This window comes from Pseudomonas sp. KSR10 (assembly GCF_022355455.1).
Taxonomy (GTDB): Bacteria; Pseudomonadota; Gammaproteobacteria; order Pseudomonadales; family Pseudomonadaceae; genus Stutzerimonas; species Stutzerimonas stutzeri_E.
On the sequence record NZ_JAKOEN010000015.1, the window covers coordinates 152,509 to 168,067 of the forward strand.

Below are 15,559 nucleotides of genomic sequence, written 5' to 3' on the forward strand. Positions count from 1 at the left end.
CTTGTTCATTTCTGTTCACTGTCAATGTTCACAAATGTTCATTTTGAACACTTGAGAACAACGTTTTCTGCGGAAAATAACGAACTAGAGCGTTTTCCGGCGCTGGCACGGATATCGCTCTTCATCCTTCCATAACAATAGAAGGATGCGACATGTCCCTCACGCTGGAACACGTCACCAAGTCCGTCGATGGGCAGCTGCATATCGACGACGCCAGCCTGAATTTCGAGCCAGGCTCATTCAACGTTCTGATCGGGCGAACGCTGTCGGGTAAGACCTCGCTGATGCGACTCATGGCGGGACTCGACAAGCCGAACCAGGGACGGATCCTGATGAACGGCGCCGATGTAACCGGCGTACCGGTGCGCAAGCGCAATGTGTCGATGGTGTACCAACAGTTCATCAACTATCCGACGTTGAGCGTCTTCGAGAATATTGCTTCACCGTTGCGACAGGCTGGCATGAGCAAGGCGGAAATCGAGCGCAAGGTTCGCGAAACCGCTGAGATGCTGCACATCGAAGGCTTTCTTCAGCGGCACCCGCTAGAACTCTCGGGCGGGCAGCAGCAACGCACTGCGATGGCCCGGGCGTTGGTCAAGGACGCAGATTTGATCCTGTTCGACGAGCCGCTGGTCAATCTCGACTACAAGCTGCGTGAAGAACTCCGCCAGGAGATGCGCGAGCTATTCAAGACGCGGCGCAGCATTGCTGTCTATGCCACCACCGAGCCCAACGAGGCGCTGGCGCTCGGTGGAACGGCCACTGTCCTGCATGAAGGTCGCGTGATTCAGAGCGGACCGACGTCCGAGGTTTACCACCGGCCGAGTCAGATGCTCAGCGCCGAGCTGTTCTCCGAGCCACCAATCAACCTGTTGCCGGGACGGATCGCCGCCAACGAGGTGAGCTTCCAGGAATGTATGCACTTTCCCCTTAATGCCGACCTGCGTGCACTTAACGAAGGGGAATACCGGTTCGGCATCCGCCCCAGCCATATCGGGCTGGTGCCGTCCAATGACGACGACCTCGAGGTGTCCGGCATGGTCGAGCTGGCGGAAATCAGCGGTTCGGAAACCTTCCTGCACGTACGCAACGAACATTTCAGCCTAGTGCTACATCTGCAGGGTGTGCACGACTACGCCGTTGATTCGCCGATCCGGGTGTACATCCCGACCCACAAGCTGTTTGTGTTCGATGCTGGTGGGCAGTTGGCCCAGGCACCGGCCCGACGCGTCTGAGGAGAGCGCCATGGCGGAGATTCGCTTGCAGAACCTTGCCCATAGTTACAACCCGCAGCCGAATGGTGCGGCGGACTATGCCATTCGCGAGATGGACCACGTGTGGGAGCAGGGTGGCGCCTATGCGCTGCTGGGCCCTTCCGGCTGCGGCAAGTCGACTCTGCTCAACATCATTTCCGGATTGCTCAGCCCATCCGAGGGGCAGGTGCTGTTCGACGCGCGAGAAGTCAACAGGATGTCGCCAGAGCAACGCAACATCGCTCAGGTTTTCCAGTTCCCGGTCGTCTACGACACCATGACCGTCTTCGATAATCTGGCCTTCCCGTTGCGCAATCAGGGCGTTCCGGAAGCGCGGGTTGCCAGCAAGGTGCACGAAATCGCCGAGGTGCTCGATCTCCATCCGCTACTCAAGCGAAAAGCCCGCAACCTGACCGCGGACGAGAAACAGAAAGTGTCCATGGGACGTGGCTTGGTACGGGACGATGTGTCGGCAATTCTCTTCGACGAGCCGCTCACCGTCATCGATCCTCATCTGAAATGGAAGTTGCGGCGCAAGCTCAAGCAGATTCACGAGCAGTTCAATATCACCATGATCTACGTCACCCATGATCAGCTGGAGGCATCGACCTTCGCTGACAAAATCGCGGTGATGCATGGTGGGCAGATCGTTCAGTTCGGCACGCCACGGGAACTGTTCGAGCGTCCACAGCACACCTTTGTCGGCTTCTTCGTCGGCAGTCCGGGAATGAACCTGATCGACGTGCGGGCCGAAAAGGGCGGTGTCGGGTTCGGCGATCTGCATCTATCTCTTTCCGATACCTTGCTCGGGAGATTGCCCGATGTAGCTGGGTGTCGCTTGCAGATCGGCATTCGTCCGGAGTTCGTTCAGGTTTCCGACGAGGCCGCAGTAGGCGGGATGCAGGCCGACGTGGTGCGAGTGGAAGACCTGGGCACCTACAAGATCGTCACGCTTCGCCTGCAAGAACATTTGCTCAAGGCGCGACTGCCAGAGGATCAACCCGTCCCGAGAGGCGAGGCCTGGGTAGGCTTCCCTGCCCAGTGGCTGATGCTCTACGCCGATGATCGGCTGGTGGAGGAGGCACCATGACCAAGGTCCAGAACAACCGTGCCTGGTGGCTGGTGCTGCCGGTATTTCTGCTGGTCGCCTTCAGTGCGATTCTGCCGATGATGACCGTGGTGAACTACTCGGTTCAGGACATCTTCGATTCCTCGACGCGGTTCTTCGTGGGTGCGGACTGGTACCGCCAGATCCTTCATGATCCTCGACTGCACGACTCGCTGCTGCGGCAATTCATCTTTTCCGGCTGCGTGCTGCTGATCGAGATCCCGCTGGGTATCGCGGTTGCTTTGACCATGCCGACACGTGGCCGCTGGGCGTCGCTCTGTCTGATCGTGATGGCGATTCCGCTGCTCATTCCATGGAACGTAGTCGGCACCATTTGGCAGATCTTCGGGCGTGCCGATATCGGGCTGCTGGGGTACGGCCTGCGTGAGCTGGGTATCGACTACAACTATGCCTCCAATACACGGGACGCGTGGGTGACGGTACTGGTCATGGATGTCTGGCACTGGACGTCACTGGTTGCGTTGCTCTGTTACTCGGGGTTGCGGGCCATCCCCGACGCCTATTACCAGGCCGCGCGCATCGACAGGGCGTCGTCCTGGGCGGTGTTCCGCTACATACAGTTGCCGAAGCTCAAAAGCGTGCTGCTGATCGCCGTGATGCTGCGCTTCATGGACAGTTTCATGATCTACACCGAGCCGTTCGTGCTCACCGGCGGCGGGCCGGGCAACGCCACCACCTTCCTCAGTCAGACGCTGACCAAGATGGCGGTGGGCCAGTTCGATCTAGGCCCGGCGGCGGCGTTCTCGCTGATCTATTTCCTGATCATCCTGCTGGTGTCCTGGCTGTTCTATACAGCCATGACCCATGGCGACCAGAAATGACAAGGGCCTGCTTATGAACCTGCGCAAGCGAGCGGTATTGATCCTCTACATCGTCTTTCTGATGGTGCCGATCTACTGGCTGGTCAATATGTCATTCAAGAGCAACACCGAGATTCTCGGCGGCCTTACGCTCTGGCCTCGGGGCTTCACGCTGGACAACTACCGGGTGATCTTCACCGATCGCAGCTGGTACAGCGGCTACATCAATTCGCTGTATTACGTTTGCCTGAACACAATCATTTCGCTGACCGTGGCGTTGCCGGCTGCCTATGCTTTTTCCCGCTTCCGCTTTCTCGGCGACAAGCACCTGTTCTTCTGGCTCTTGACCAACCGCATGGCGCCTCCGGCGGTTTTTCTGCTGCCGTTTTTTCAACTCTATTCGTCGATCGGGTTGTTCGACACGCATATCGCGGTGGCGCTGGCGCACTGCCTGTTCAACGTACCTCTGGCGGTCTGGATTCTTGAAGGCTTCATGTCTGGTGTGCCCAAGGAGATCGATGAAACCGCCTATATCGATGGTTACAGCTTTCCCAAGTTCTTCGTGAAAATTTTCGTCCCGCTGATTGGCTCGGGTATTGGCGTGACGGCCTTTTTCTGCTTCATGTTTTCCTGGGTCGAGCTGTTGCTGGCTCGCACGCTGACCTCGGTAGACGCCAAGCCCATTGTTTCGGTGATGACGCGGACCGTTTCCGCTTCAGGAATTGACTGGGGTGTGCTGGCAGCCGCCGGCGTGCTGACCATCCTGCCGGGCATGCTGGTGATCTGGTTCGTCCGCAATCACGTGGCCAAGGGCTTCGCCCTCGGACGGGTATAGGAAGGAGATCACCATGAATTGGATGGCTTGGACCACCCCTACTGCAGCCTTCTTCGCGGTAATTGGCGTGATGCTGGCGCTGATGAGCGCTTGGGAGCTGAGGCGGCCTTGTGTGCCACGCAAGGGGTTCCTGCCTATCGTCACCACGCGCGGCGATCGATTGTTCATTGGACTTCTGGGCAGCGCCTATTGGCACCTTCTGCTGATAGGGCTGACCGACTGGAGCATCTGGATAGCGTCCGCGCTATCTCTCGTCTGGTTGTTTGCAGTGATGCGCTGGGGTTGAGCCTCGCGGCCCATCCCTCCGAAAAACCCAAAGGAGGTGTTTATGTTCGAGAATAAAAACAACACCCGACATGGCATGGCGATCGCGGCCTTGCTGACGTTGTCCGGCATTGCAGGAACGGCATGGGCTGATGCCTATGAAGATGCGGCTAAGAAATGGGTCGAGTCGGAATTCAATCCTTCGACCCTCTCGCCGGAACAGCAGATGGAAGAGTTGCGCTGGTTCATCAAGGCCGCCGAGCCCTTCCGTGGGATGGAAATCAACGTCGCTTCGGAAACCATCACGACCCATGAATATGAATCCAAAACCCTCGCACGGGCGTTCAGCGAGATTACTGGCATCCGCCTGCGCCACGACTTGATGCAGGAGGGCGACGTCGTCGAAAAACTGCAGACGCAGATGCAATCCGGCAAGAACATTTACGATGGCTATATCAATGACTCCGACCTGATCGGCACTCACTTTCGTTACGGCAAGGCGATCGCCATCGGCGACATGATCAAGAACGAGGGCAAGGACGTTACCTTGCCGACGCTCGACCTCGATGATTTCATCGGGATTTCCTTTACCACCGGCCCAGACGGCAAGCTCTACCAGCTACCCGACCAGCAATTTGCCAACCTCTACTGGTTTCGCGCCGACTGGTTCGAGCGTCCCGAGCTGAAAAAACAGTTCAAAGAGCGTTATGGCTATGAATTAGGCGTGCCGGTGAACTGGTCCGCCTATGAAGACATCGCCGAGTTTTTCAGCAAGCACGTCAAGGAAATCGACGGTCAGCGCGTCTATGGCCACATGGACTACGGCAAGAAAGATCCTTCGCTGGGCTGGCGCTTCACCGATGCCTGGTTCTCCATGGCGGGAGCTGGTGACAAGGGGCTGCCAAACGGCTTGCCGGTGGACGAATGGGGCATCCGCGTCGAGGATTGCCATCCAGTCGGCTCGAGCGTGGCTCGTGGCGGCGCAACCAATGGGCCAGCGGCTGTCTACGCGACGCAAAAATACGTCGACTGGATGCGTGAATACGCCCCGCGTGAAGCCCAGGGCATGACGTTCTCCGAGTCCGGGCCGGTACCGGCGCAAGGCAATATCGCGCAGCAGATATTCTGGTACACCGCCTTCACAGCCGACATGACCAAGCCGGGTCTACCGGTCGTCAACGAAGACGGCACGCCTAAGTGGCGGATGGCGCCATCTCCCAAAGGGCCATATTGGGAAGAGGGCATGAAGCTCGGCTATCAGGATGCTGGCTCCTGGACCTTCCTCGACTCGACGCCCGAGAAGCGCCGTCTGGCTGCATGGCTCTACGCGCAGTTCACCGTGTCGAAAACCGTGTCGCTGAAGAAGACTCTGGTCGGCCTGACGCCGATCCGTGAATCCGACATCAATTCCGATGCCATGACCGAAGCGGCACCGAAGCTGGGAGGCCTGGTCGAGTTCTATCGCAGCCCTGCGCGGGTGCAGTGGACGCCAACCGGAACCAATGTGCCGGATTATCCACGTCTGGCGCAGCTCTGGTGGCAGTACATCGCCGAAGCGGCCAGCGGCGACAAGTCCCCTCAAGAGGCGCTGGATGGTCTTGCCGAAGCGCAAGACACCATGATGGCGCGACTGGAGCGGGCCAACGTCCAGTCCAAATGCGGTCCGAAACTGAACGAGCCGCGTGACCCGGAGTACTGGCTGAAGCAGCCTGGTTCACCGAAACCCAAGCTGGAAAATGAGAAGCCTCAGGGCCAGACCATCAGTTATGACGAGCTGATCAAGTCTTGGGAACAGGAGCGCTAAGCGCCGACACGTTCGTTAAAAGCGCAAAAAAACGGCACCTCAGGGTGCCGTTTTTTCATCACGCTGGCTCAGGGAGCGCCCGACGACCAGGCTTCGTTCAGGTCAGCTATGCAAATGTTCCGCGGCGTGCAGCGTATTTTCCAGTAGACAGGCGCGGGTCATCGGACCCACACCGCCAGGCACCGGGGTGATCCAGCTGGCGCGTTGTACCGCCACCTCGAACTCGACGTCCCCGACCAGTTTGCCGTCGGCTTGACGGTTGATCCCGACATCGATGACGACTGCGCCTTCCTTGATCCAGTCGCCTTTTACCAGGCCTGTAATACCCGTCGCGACCACGATCAGATCGGCGCGCTTGACGTGATCGGCCAGATCATGGGTAAAACGATGGGTGACGGTCGTCGTGCAGCCTGCCAGCAGCAATTCCAGCGCCATGGGCCGCCCTACGATGTTGGACGCGCCCACAACCACGGCGTTGAGCCCGTGCAAATCTATGCCGGTGCTTTCAAGCAGCGCCATGATGCCTTTCGGCGTGCACGGACGCAGTAGCGGCATCCGCTGAGCGAGTCGGCCGATGTTGTACGGATGGAAGCCATCGACGTCTTTGTCCGGGCGGATGCGTTCAAGCAACTGCGAGGCGTCCAAATGCTTGGGCAGTGGTAGCTGTACGAGAATGCCATCGATGAGCGGATCCTCATTGAGCTGATCGATAAGTGCCAGTAGGTCCTTCTGGCTGGTCGTTGCCGGTAGATCATGGGCGATAGACTTGAATCCGACTTCCTCGCAGTCCTTGCGCTTGTGTGCCACATAGACCTGAGACGCCGGGTCCGTGCCCACGAGAATCACTGCCAGTCCCGGTATCCTGAGGCCCTGCCGAGATCGCTCGGCAACTCTGCCTGCAATCTGTTGGCGGATGTTGGCAGCGATCTTTTTACCGTCGATCAGTTTTGCGGTCATGACGCTTGATTAACCATCGAGAAGGATTGAAAAAGGAGGCGCATTCTCGCACGGTGACACCGTCCGGCAAAGGCAATGCGACGGCGGAATCCCGTAACTCCTTTACCAGGCTGAATTTTTTTCGGTTTGGCTGTTGACGGCATGCCGGCAGGCCATTAAGATTCGCCCCGCTTGTCGAGCACAGCTTGCTGCTGGGTAAGACGGCTTTTGAAGGTCGAGGCCTTCATTGGCTGAAGCTTGAAGTCTGCGCTCTGATAGGTTGCAGATAAAAGCGCCCGTAGCTCAGCTGGATAGAGCATCCGCCTTCTAAGCGGATGGTCGCAGGTTCGAGTCCTGCCGGGTGCGCCATTTCGGGCTCTGGCAAAAGCAAGGCAATATGGTGGGCGTAGCTCAGTTGGTAGAGCACAGGATTGTGGCTCCTGCGGTCGTGGGTTCGAACCCCATCGTCCACCCCATATTCCGAAACGCCAGGCACTGCCTGGCGTTTTCGTTTAGCAGATTTGCGGACGTGGTGAAATTGGTAGACACACCAGATTTAGGTTCTGGCGCCGCAAGGTGTGAGAGTTCGAGTCTCTCCGTCCGCACCATTACATGATTTTGAGACCTCTCTGGAGCAATCGAAATCCCTGAAAGCCCCGTAATAGGGGTTTTTTTGTGCCTGGAAGATTCCTGGCTGGCCTCAAAACGCCCGGTACCAGCGTCGATATTTAGGTACATAAATGTGTACATCACGGGCTCGGGCGGCCCAGCGTCTCGCTAGGTACCTATCCGGAAGTCTCGCTTAAAGAAGCTCGGCTGCGCCGGGAGAAGGCTTGGCGTAAAGTGGCGGCCGGGGCTGATCCGAGAGAAAGTCGGAAGAGTCGCCACGTTTGGTGTCCTTTCGACAGGTTGCCAACGAGTGAGACGCCTTTCGAGAGGTCAACGTCCTCAGCCGGCCTGACCGGCGCTATTACGTGGCGGCGCGGTTCAGAAGCGAGGCTTCATCACATCCAGAACAGGCTGCCGCCTCGGACAAACATGAAGCGGTCGCGGCGCCCCTCATGCGAATCATGACTTCACAGGAGAATTGTCATGGTCATCTTCGTTGAGCGCAGGTTCGAATTGGACGACGACATGAGCATCATTGCCCGTTTTGGCAAACCCAAGAAGGCAGTCGGGGGCGAGTTCCAGTGTCACTACGTGCTGGGTTGGCCGGTTCATCAGGAGCGCGGCTACGCCTGCGGCGAGGACGGCATCCAGGCACTAATGCTCGCCATGAAGAAAGTGCACATCGCCTTGATCGAAAGCGATGCGTATAAGCAGGGGCGGCTGAAACTGTGGGGGCAGGCGGATCTCGACCTGCCGCCAACCTGGGGCGCCGGGCCGCTCTATTACGTTGCACCTCGATAAAACGAGCTTCAAGTGGAGGCGCATGACTGCGACCTGAAAGGCAAGTGCCACTGCCGTAACCTATGACGGATTCGAAATGCGCTAGCCTCCCGAAGTGCTGCACTGGGGTAGCCAACAACCGGGGTGGCGCTTCGCGAAGGTATGGTGTTCACCATCGAACTGATGACTAACCAGGGCCGCTGTGCAAGCCAAACGGAGGATGATGGTTTGAACGTCGTTACCTGCGATGGGAAACTGTCTGTGCAATTCGAGCATACGGTGGCGGTGACACGAAACGGCGTACCGGTGTTGACGCTACGCCTTGAAGGGCTCCGCCAAAGCAGCAGGCGCACTTCATACATAGCGATCCGTTCGGGCGCGACTCCGCTTCGATATATGCTCGCTTCGAAGTGAGGGTGCCGCTTGACGTCAGTCCGCCCGGCGCTCTGGTACATAGATCATTCGTCCGTCGTTCAATCGGTACGTAACGCCTGCCTTAGCGCCGTGACCGTCACCAATCTCTCCGCTGGATTCGTACTGCTTCAACTCCTGCCCGTCCTTGATCAGCATGCGCATGTTCGCTTCGCCCGGATTCTCGACGACCACAACCCTGTCCTGTCGGAAAGGGTTGAGCGGGTTTTGCACGATGACGATGAGCAGGATGCCGATCACCACTAGGAGCAGGTCGATCAGGTTGACCACCGAGAGCAGCGGATCGTCTTCGTCGTCATGCTCAAGGAAGCGCATCAGCTTTGCTCTCCCGTGCGTTCGATTGCGCGCAACTCCTGAAGCAGCCAGCGGCGGCGCACGGTGAGCACAAAGAATGCGATGCTCGAGGCGACCAAGGCCAGAATCACGGCCGAGAAGGCGACCACCAGGTTTTCGCCGATACCCTTGGCGTCGCTTTCGGTCAACGCCAGCAAGGCTGGCCCCATGGGAATCATGGTAGCGACCAGCCCCAGCATTGGCGTGCTGCGCGAGATTACACGCAGCCATTCCAGGCGCTGCATGATCCACAGCTCGAGATCGTCACTGGTACCGCCACAGGAGCGCTGATGCGCGGCGAGCGCCGAGCGATAGCGTCCACTGCGACGCTGCCAGGCTTCCATGGCGAAGCTGCCCAACGCGAGAAACGCGTAGACCAAGGCGGCGAGGATGAGCAGCAGAACGGGTACCAGAAAGATGCGGGTAAGCTCGTATAGACTGGTTTCAAGTGTATTCATGAGGTTCGTTTCGTTTCGTTTCGTTCAGGAGGGTGCGGCAAGGTGGCGATTCGCCCGTTGCTGATGTAGCGCGCCGATGAGTGAAAGCAGGACGAGGGAAAAGGTGCCTGCCAGCAGCCGCCAGCGCTCATGCTCTTCTGCTGGTTGGTCGGGCACTGGCTGCATGACCTGCCCGCGTACCGTTTCGCTAGCTGCAGGCGCGTCGGATGTCGACGCCGTCTCGGGTTCTGGCTGCGTCGAGGTAAGCGCCAGACCGAAGCCGGAGGCCAGTTGCTCGATGAACTCGCGTGTTACCGGCTCGCCTGCGTCGGCGCCGCGCTCGGTGGTCAAGGCTTGCCAGCGCTCGACCAGCTCGCGCCGGGTTTGCGCGGGCGCATCCCAATAGCCCTTGCGGATCGCCTCGACCATGCGCTCGATTAGCTGGGCCTGGGCCGTGGGGTTGTGCGCCTCGAACCACTCGTTGATGCCGAGATCACGCTGGTCATTTACAAACGTTTCATGCAGTGACTGCCACTGGTCGGCGCGCACCATATTGGCGTCGGTCGCCTGCCATCCCCACAGGTTGTTAGCCACGTTCAGAACTTCCAGCGTGCCGGCGTAGCCTTCCTGCTGCATGGCCTGGATCCATTGGGGATTCAAATAGCGGCTGCGCAGCTCGGTCGCAAGGTAGCCTGCGGCACCGGTGGTGCGCGGTTCGCGCTTGCGCAGATCGGAGATGTAGAGCGACGGACTCGCGCCATCCAGATGGCGAACGGCCGAGGAAAGCCCACCGAGGAACTCGAACGGATGGTCGGTGGAAAGCACACCATTGAGCTCGCTGGAGCGTGCCATGACCGCCGCCTGCACGCCCTTGAGCTGTTCGGCGAAAAGGTTCTGGCCTTCGATTTTCTCGCCCCAACTACCGGTGCCGTAGCCGAACTGCAGGCGGGACAGGAACTGCTGCGCCAGCTCCGATTCGTTGTCCCAATTCGTCGAATCCATGGTCAACTGGGAAACCCCGGTGCCGTAATCGCCTGGCTCGTTGCCGAACAGCCGCAGCTGCGACAGGCGTTCTGCGTCGGCCGCCTCAAGGCCCTGGCCGCGCAGCCGGAGGGCCAACGCGCGGCTGTTGCTGGCCAGGACATTACCCGGCTCGTCCAAGTGCGAGAGCCGTTCCACCACATCGGCAAGATGGCGCATGAAGCCGTCGAACTGGTCGCGATAGACACTGGTGACCTGTACCACGACGTCTACGCGCGACCGGCCGAGTTCCGCTGCCGGGATGATCTCAAGTGCCTGCACACGCCCGCTCGAGTCCCAGACGGGACGTACGCCAAGTGCATGCAGAACCTGGCTTTCGAGAATGCCCAAATGACGCATGGCTTCGGACGACCACAGGCTGAAGGCGAGCTTTTCGGGTAAGGCGCCTTCGTGGTCATTCCGGTAAGTGTCGAGCAGCTGCTCGAATGCCCGGCCTCCCGCCTCGTAAGCCGCGCTAGTTGGCAGCTTGTCCGCCTCGAAGGCATAGAGATTGCGCCCACTGGGTACGTTCGGATTGCGCACCGGGTCGCCGCCCGGGCCTGGGGCTACGAAGCCGCCAGAAAGCCCTTCGAGCAGCGCCTCGAGTTCGCCCGGCTCGGCCAGTTGCGCATCCAATACCAGGGCCCGTTCGATCTGCTCGCGCAGCCGACCATCATCGATCGTGTCGAGGCTTTCGCCGTCGCGCAAAAAGCGCTGCAGGGTATGGTAGGGGAGGCTTGTCTGCAGCCCGGCGAAGTCCTCGGCGACTGGCTCCTCTTCGCCGAGGCCCAGCGTCTGAAGATAAGGCTGTCCCAGTTGCTGCAGCACCGTGGCAAGGCGATGCTCGGGCTTCGCTGGTTCCCCAAACGTGTGCAGCCCCAGAGGCACGTTCGCCTGCGCCACCTCGTGCAGATGATCATGCAACGCCTGCATGAACCCCTCAGGCTCGGTGCGCATGCGGGCTTCATCCCAACCCAGGTCCGCCAGCATGCCGCTCTGCAGGGCGCCTTGGCGAATGTGCTCGACGGTCGCCTCACGCACCGCACCCACGTCGAGCTGCATGTACTGGTGGATCAGCGCGTGTAGGTCGCGCAGCTCGTCGTAGAGCCCGGCCGGTGCGAACGGTGGCGTCTGATGGCTGACGACCACGGCGCGACCCCGGCGGCGAGCCTGGATGGCTTCGCCGATGTTGTCCTGGATGTAGGGGTAGAACACAGGAAGGTCGTCGAGGGCAAGGAAGGGGTAGTCGCCCACGGCGAGGCCCCGATCCTTGCCTGGCAACCACTCCTGGGTGCCATGGGTGCCGAAGTGGATCAGCGCGTCGGCCTTGAAGCCCTCTCGCAGTGCCTGGTAGGCGGCCAGATAGAGGTGGTCGGGCGGAATTTTGCTGTCGTGATAAGCCTCGCCCGGCCGACCTGCGCGTGGCGGTTGTGGCAGCAGCAACAGGGCACCCAGACGGGCAGCGGGTATGACGAAGTGCGGCTTTCCTGAGACCTGACGCAGTGCCCAGTGGCCGGCAGGATCGCCCCAGCGCTCGATCAGGGCCCGCCGACGCGGCTCCGGCAGGTCCGTTATCCAATGTTGGTAGTCGGTCAGCGGCAGCGAGATCGCAAGGTTGTCGGCGAGCAGGGCGTCGAGGGTCTCGGGGCGGTAGTACCCGCCCAACAGGCGCTGGGCAGTTTCGATCAGATCAGCCTCATTGCGTTCCGGTACAGCATAGCCCGCTTGATGCAGCGTGGACGTCAACTTCGCAACGCTGAGTGGCACGTTGAGGTTGGATGCGGCGACGTTCTTTTCGCCGTCGGGATGGTTCCAGAACATCAGCGCCAAGCGCTTCTCGGACGCGGGCAGGCGGCGAAGACGGGCCAGGCGATCGACCTTGGCCAGCAGGGCGTCGAGCTGGTTAGGAAGGGGCATCGGCTCGCCATCCTCAATAGCGGCGATGACCAGCGGATCGGTCATGCCCCAACTTTCCGGAACGGTCAGCATGGTCGCCGCCGCTCTTGGCGCGACCCCCCTGGCCGAGGCCCTCCAGTGGTTTCGATCGCCTTCGCGCCAGGTGAGCGTGGCTAGCACCGGGATGCCAAGCTCCAGGAATTCCGCCTGCCGCGCCGGCCCGTTTTGCATATGCTGGAGGTTGACGAGCACCTCGCTATGCGCTGGACCGAGCACCTTGGTCAGTGCCTGTGGGTCCCTGTCCTCCATCCAGAAGGCCATGGGCGCCTGGCCACGGGCTTCGCTGCGAGCAATCAACGCATCGATCAGCCGAAGCTGATCGTCGACCAGCGCACCGCGATGAATCGCAAAGGCCACTCGCGGCGCGTCGGGGGCCCAGCGTTCGCCCCCCCAGGCCAGATAGTCTTCCACCCGCTCGAAGGGGCCCGGTGCCGCGGGGTGGTAGTAGCCGGATTCCGCCAATTCGGTGGGCGGAGCAATCGTGTCGGTAGGCTTGCCGCCATGCCAGGCACGCAAATAGGCGAAGAGGTGCTGGTAATTCTGCTGGCCGCCATTGGCGTAATAGCCGATCAGCCGCCTGGCCACCTGCTCAGGCAGGTTACCAAAGGCGGGTGGACCGCCACCCACGCGTATCCAGGACGCGCGTGTGTCGCGAAGGTGCTCGCCGAGCGCACGCTGCACCGCGGCGAGATCTGCCGGACGAGGCGTATCGAGGATGAGCAGATCGGGCGTATCGGTGGACAAATCCGGTGAGTTCAAAAAAGCGCGACTCAACCCGACGCCCGACTCGCCTGCCAACCGTGCGAGCCGGTCGATCTTTCCTTGCAATACGAACTCGGTCGCGACGACCTGCACCTCAGGGGCATCCGGCGGCAACGCGGCGACAGCGGACATGCTTGCGTCCGTCATCACTAGGACGGTGAGGCCGATGTAGATCAAACCACGCATATCAGAAACTCAGGCTCACACCGACATGATAGGTCCGTCCGGGTTCGGCGAACGTATAGTTGTCCGGCGCATCGCTGAAATCCCTGTCCGTCAGATTCTCGATGCCGCCGCGAATGCTCAACGCGTCGGTAAGGTGCTGCGTCAGTTCCAGGTGCCAGAGACTGTACGCCGGCACCGCATAGGCCGTGTTGCTTGAGTAGGTGAGTTGGCTGCCGACGTACTCGCCGCGCAACTGTCCGGTGAAGGTAGCCGTTGGCGTCCATTGCAGACGGGTGTTGGCCAGGTGACGGGCACGGTCGCCCAGGCGGCGATCGGCGCTGCGATCGATGGCATCGAGGTAGGTGTAGTTCAGCTCCCAACGAAAATCGGCGAGCAGGTCCAAGCCGCCACCAACCTCTAGACCCCGGATGCGTGCCTCGTCGACGTTTTCGTAGTTGCGAACCTCTCGGCCGCGAAGCCCGCAGTTGACGACGCACACGGTCTGGATCAGCCCGCGCACGTTGTTCTGGAACACGCCAGCGTCGAGCGTCCAGCCATCGCCCTGGTAGTTTGCGCTGAGTTCGTAGGTGGTGTTGATCTCCGGTTCCAGGTCGGGGTTGCCGTAGATGGTGAACATCCCTCCGCCGCCGATGGCCGAGTAGCCGGGAGAGAGCTGCTTGAGCGTCGGCGCCTTGAAACCGCGTCCTCCGCCGCCCTTGATCGTTAGCGCATCGGTGACGTGGTGCACCAGGTAGGCGCGCGGGCTGCTGTGCCAGCCGTATTCCTCGTGCCGATCGAAGCGATTCCCGACGACGAGCGACCAGGACGGGGCGAGCTCGGTCTCGTCCTGCAGGAACAGGGCGCGATGGATGCTGCTGGCGTCACCACTGGCAAAGCCGATGTCCTCCAGGTGCTCCTTGCGCCACTCACCGCCGAGGGTGAACAGGTGAGCGTCGGCGCGGAGGCTTGCGCTGCCGTCGACGACATCATCGGTGAGCTCCTGGCGCGGCGATGTGGGGACGACCCCTTTGGTGTAACGATTGTTGCGCTCCAAGGAATTGCGATAGGCGCGCAAAGAGCTTTTACCCCAGGACCATTCGCCGCTGTGTGCAAGGGAAAAGCGCTCACGCTCGATACGATCATGGGACTCGTACTCGACCGGCGCGCGGCCGGCGCTGCGTGTATTGCGCCAGCGGTCTTCCAGGCCGCTCGCGAAGCCGATGTCGATGCGTTGCGCAGCATCCGGCGTCCAGCTGAGCGTTGCGCTCGCGCTCTGGGCGTCACGGCCTTCGATCTCGGACAGAGGCGCGTCGCGATGCAACGGTGTTTCCTGGCGACGACGCGTCTCGCCTGTTAGCGACAGGCCAAGCGCGCCAGGCACCAGCGGGCCTCCAGCATAGACGCCCAACTGATGGGTCTGGCCACCCCGGTCATCTTCGCGAACCCCGCCGTTGACCTGCGCTGCACCATGCCAGGCATCGGTACTGCGGCGGGTGATGATATTCACCACGCCGCCGAGCGCTTCGGAGCCGTAGAGCGAGGACATCGGGCCGCGCACGACCTCTATGCGTTCGATGGCCTCGACCGGTACCCAGCCCAGATCGAAATCGGCGTGCGCCACGGCGCCGGCTGCGTTGCCGATGCGCTGACCGTCAATCAATACCAGTGTGTGCTCGCTTCCCATGCCACGGATGCTGACGCCCCGGCGCGTCATGCCGGGGCCGGTGAACTGCAGCCCGGCGGTACCCCGCAGCGCATCTTCGAGGTCCTGAACGGGCCGCAATGCCAGCTCGTCCCGGGTGATCACCGACACGCTGGCGGGCGCATCGTCAAGCTGCCGGACGGTCGAGGTGGCGGTTACGACGGTCGGTTCGATATGCAATGCTTGGTCGGCGAAGGCCGATAGCGGCACGAGGGCGAGGGCGGGGATGAGCCGGGCGCGGGGGCACGCATGATGGTTACGGCGGGGCATCGAACGTCTTCCTTGAAGGCACGGGGGAACGCGCACAGCGGCGCTGTCCGCCCGGGAGGAACGGATCGGGTC

General features: G+C 60.8%; 12 protein-coding genes, 3 tRNA genes and 2 pseudogenes. 12 read left to right on the plus strand and 5 right to left on the minus strand.

Annotation, left to right across the window (positions count from 1 at the left end):
* The first annotated feature begins 152 nt into the window (after nt 1-152).
* The 6 genes from MCB86_RS06485 to MCB86_RS06510 are packed head-to-tail and all read left to right on the plus strand — an operon-like array spanning nt 153 to nt 6,085.
* Nucleotides 153-1,235 (plus strand): ABC transporter ATP-binding protein, encoded by a 1,083-nt coding sequence (locus MCB86_RS06485; protein ID WP_239610360.1) that lies wholly within the window; start codon nt 153-155, stop codon nt 1,233-1,235.
* Nucleotides 1,236-1,245: 10 nt separating this feature from the next.
* A complete protein-coding gene (locus MCB86_RS06490; protein ID WP_239610361.1) occupies nt 1,246-2,343 on the plus strand; it encodes an ABC transporter ATP-binding protein in 1,098 nt (365 codons plus the stop codon).
* Nucleotides 2,340-3,203 (plus strand): sugar ABC transporter permease, encoded by an 864-nt coding sequence (locus MCB86_RS06495; protein ID WP_045162124.1) that lies wholly within the window; start codon nt 2,340-2,342, stop codon nt 3,201-3,203. The genes MCB86_RS06490 and MCB86_RS06495 overlap by 4 nt, the downstream gene beginning before the upstream one ends.
* A 13-nt stretch (nt 3,204-3,216) precedes the next feature.
* A complete protein-coding gene (locus MCB86_RS06500) occupies nt 3,217-4,017 on the plus strand; it encodes a carbohydrate ABC transporter permease (RefSeq protein WP_239610429.1) in 801 nt (266 codons plus the stop codon).
* A gap of 13 nt (nt 4,018-4,030) precedes the next feature.
* The gene (locus tag MCB86_RS06505; protein WP_045162126.1) at nt 4,031-4,303 is read left to right on the plus strand and encodes a DUF2160 domain-containing protein; all 273 of its coding nucleotides are present in this window, start codon (nt 4,031-4,033) and stop codon (nt 4,301-4,303) included.
* A 42-nt stretch (nt 4,304-4,345) separates the two neighbouring features.
* Nucleotides 4,346-6,085, plus strand: coding sequence for an ABC transporter substrate-binding protein (locus tag MCB86_RS06510; protein ID WP_239610362.1), 1,740 nt, complete (start codon nt 4,346-4,348; stop codon nt 6,083-6,085).
* Nucleotides 6,086-6,187: 102 nt separating this feature from the next.
* On the opposite strand, the gene folD is transcribed toward MCB86_RS06510, so the two are convergent.
* Entirely contained in the window at nt 6,188-7,042 is an 855-nt protein-coding gene (gene folD, locus MCB86_RS06515; protein ID WP_045162129.1) for a bifunctional methylenetetrahydrofolate dehydrogenase/methenyltetrahydrofolate cyclohydrolase FolD, read from the minus strand.
* A 271-nt stretch (nt 7,043-7,313) separates the two neighbouring features.
* On the opposite strand from folD, the gene MCB86_RS06520 reads away from it, so the two are divergent.
* From MCB86_RS06520 to MCB86_RS06545, 6 genes and pseudogenes are all read left to right on the plus strand, one after another.
* Nucleotides 7,314-7,390: transfer RNA gene (locus MCB86_RS06520), tRNA-Arg, on the plus strand.
* Nucleotides 7,391-7,421: 31 nt separating this feature from the next.
* Nucleotides 7,422-7,497: transfer RNA gene (locus MCB86_RS06525), tRNA-His, on the plus strand.
* A gap of 47 nt (nt 7,498-7,544) precedes the next feature.
* Nucleotides 7,545-7,629 (plus strand) — tRNA-Leu (locus MCB86_RS06530).
* A gap of 172 nt (nt 7,630-7,801) precedes the next feature.
* Nucleotides 7,802-8,095: pseudogene (locus tag MCB86_RS06535) on the plus strand (integrase arm-type DNA-binding domain-containing protein); the annotation flags it as partial.
* 18 nt (nt 8,096-8,113) lie between these two features.
* Entirely contained in the window at nt 8,114-8,431 is a 318-nt protein-coding gene (locus MCB86_RS06540) for a hypothetical protein (protein ID WP_239610363.1), read from the plus strand.
* Nucleotides 8,432-8,519: 88 nt separating this feature from the next.
* Nucleotides 8,520-8,824 (plus strand): annotated as a pseudogene (locus MCB86_RS06545) (hypothetical protein); the annotation flags it as partial.
* A 15-nt stretch (nt 8,825-8,839) separates the two neighbouring features.
* On the opposite strand, the gene MCB86_RS06550 reads toward MCB86_RS06545, so the two are convergent.
* From MCB86_RS06550 to MCB86_RS06565, 4 genes are read right to left on the minus strand one after another with little or no spacing between them, the layout of a single operon-like run.
* Nucleotides 8,840-9,157: a DUF2149 domain-containing protein gene (locus MCB86_RS06550; protein ID WP_239610364.1), complete on the minus strand. Its 318-nt coding sequence runs from the start codon at nt 9,155-9,157 to the stop codon at nt 8,840-8,842.
* Complete coding sequence (locus tag MCB86_RS06555; RefSeq protein WP_239610365.1) at nt 9,157-9,633, minus strand: MotA/TolQ/ExbB proton channel family protein; 477 nt, start codon at nt 9,631-9,633, stop codon at nt 9,157-9,159. Before MCB86_RS06555 ends, MCB86_RS06550 begins: the two co-directional genes overlap by 1 nt.
* Nucleotides 9,634-9,657: 24 nt before the next feature.
* Nucleotides 9,658-13,536 (minus strand): cobaltochelatase subunit CobN, encoded by a 3,879-nt coding sequence (cobN, locus tag MCB86_RS06560; protein ID WP_239610366.1) that lies wholly within the window; start codon nt 13,534-13,536, stop codon nt 9,658-9,660.
* Nucleotide 13,537: 1 nt separating this feature from the next.
* Nucleotides 13,538-15,487, minus strand: a complete 1,950-nt coding sequence (locus MCB86_RS06565; RefSeq protein ID WP_239610367.1) for a TonB-dependent receptor — start codon at nt 15,485-15,487, stop codon at nt 13,538-13,540.
* Between the last annotated feature and the right edge of the window lie 72 nt (nt 15,488-15,559).

Coding starts and splice junctions, on each gene's coding strand:
- MCB86_RS06485 (WP_239610360.1), top strand. CDS start 153: ATGTCCCTCACGCTGGAACACGTCACCAAGTCCGTCGATGGGCAGCTG.
- MCB86_RS06490 (WP_239610361.1), top strand. CDS start 1,246: ATGGCGGAGATTCGCTTGCAGAACCTTGCCCATAGTTACAACCCGCAG.
- MCB86_RS06495 (WP_045162124.1), top strand. CDS start 2,340: ATGACCAAGGTCCAGAACAACCGTGCCTGGTGGCTGGTGCTGCCGGTA.
- MCB86_RS06500 (WP_239610429.1), top strand. CDS start 3,217: ATGAACCTGCGCAAGCGAGCGGTATTGATCCTCTACATCGTCTTTCTG.
- MCB86_RS06505 (WP_045162126.1), top strand. CDS start 4,031: ATGAATTGGATGGCTTGGACCACCCCTACTGCAGCCTTCTTCGCGGTA.
- MCB86_RS06510 (WP_239610362.1), top strand. CDS start 4,346: ATGTTCGAGAATAAAAACAACACCCGACATGGCATGGCGATCGCGGCC.
- folD (WP_045162129.1), bottom strand. CDS start 7,042: ATGACCGCAAAACTGATCGACGGTAAAAAGATCGCTGCCAACATCCGC.
- MCB86_RS06540 (WP_239610363.1), top strand. CDS start 8,114: ATGGTCATCTTCGTTGAGCGCAGGTTCGAATTGGACGACGACATGAGC.
- MCB86_RS06550 (WP_239610364.1), bottom strand. CDS start 9,157: ATGCGCTTCCTTGAGCATGACGACGAAGACGATCCGCTGCTCTCGGTG.
- MCB86_RS06555 (WP_239610365.1), bottom strand. CDS start 9,633: ATGAATACACTTGAAACCAGTCTATACGAGCTTACCCGCATCTTTCTG.
- cobN (WP_239610366.1), bottom strand. CDS start 13,536: ATGCGTGGTTTGATCTACATCGGCCTCACCGTCCTAGTGATGACGGAC.
- MCB86_RS06565 (WP_239610367.1), bottom strand. CDS start 15,487: ATGCCCCGCCGTAACCATCATGCGTGCCCCCGCGCCCGGCTCATCCCC.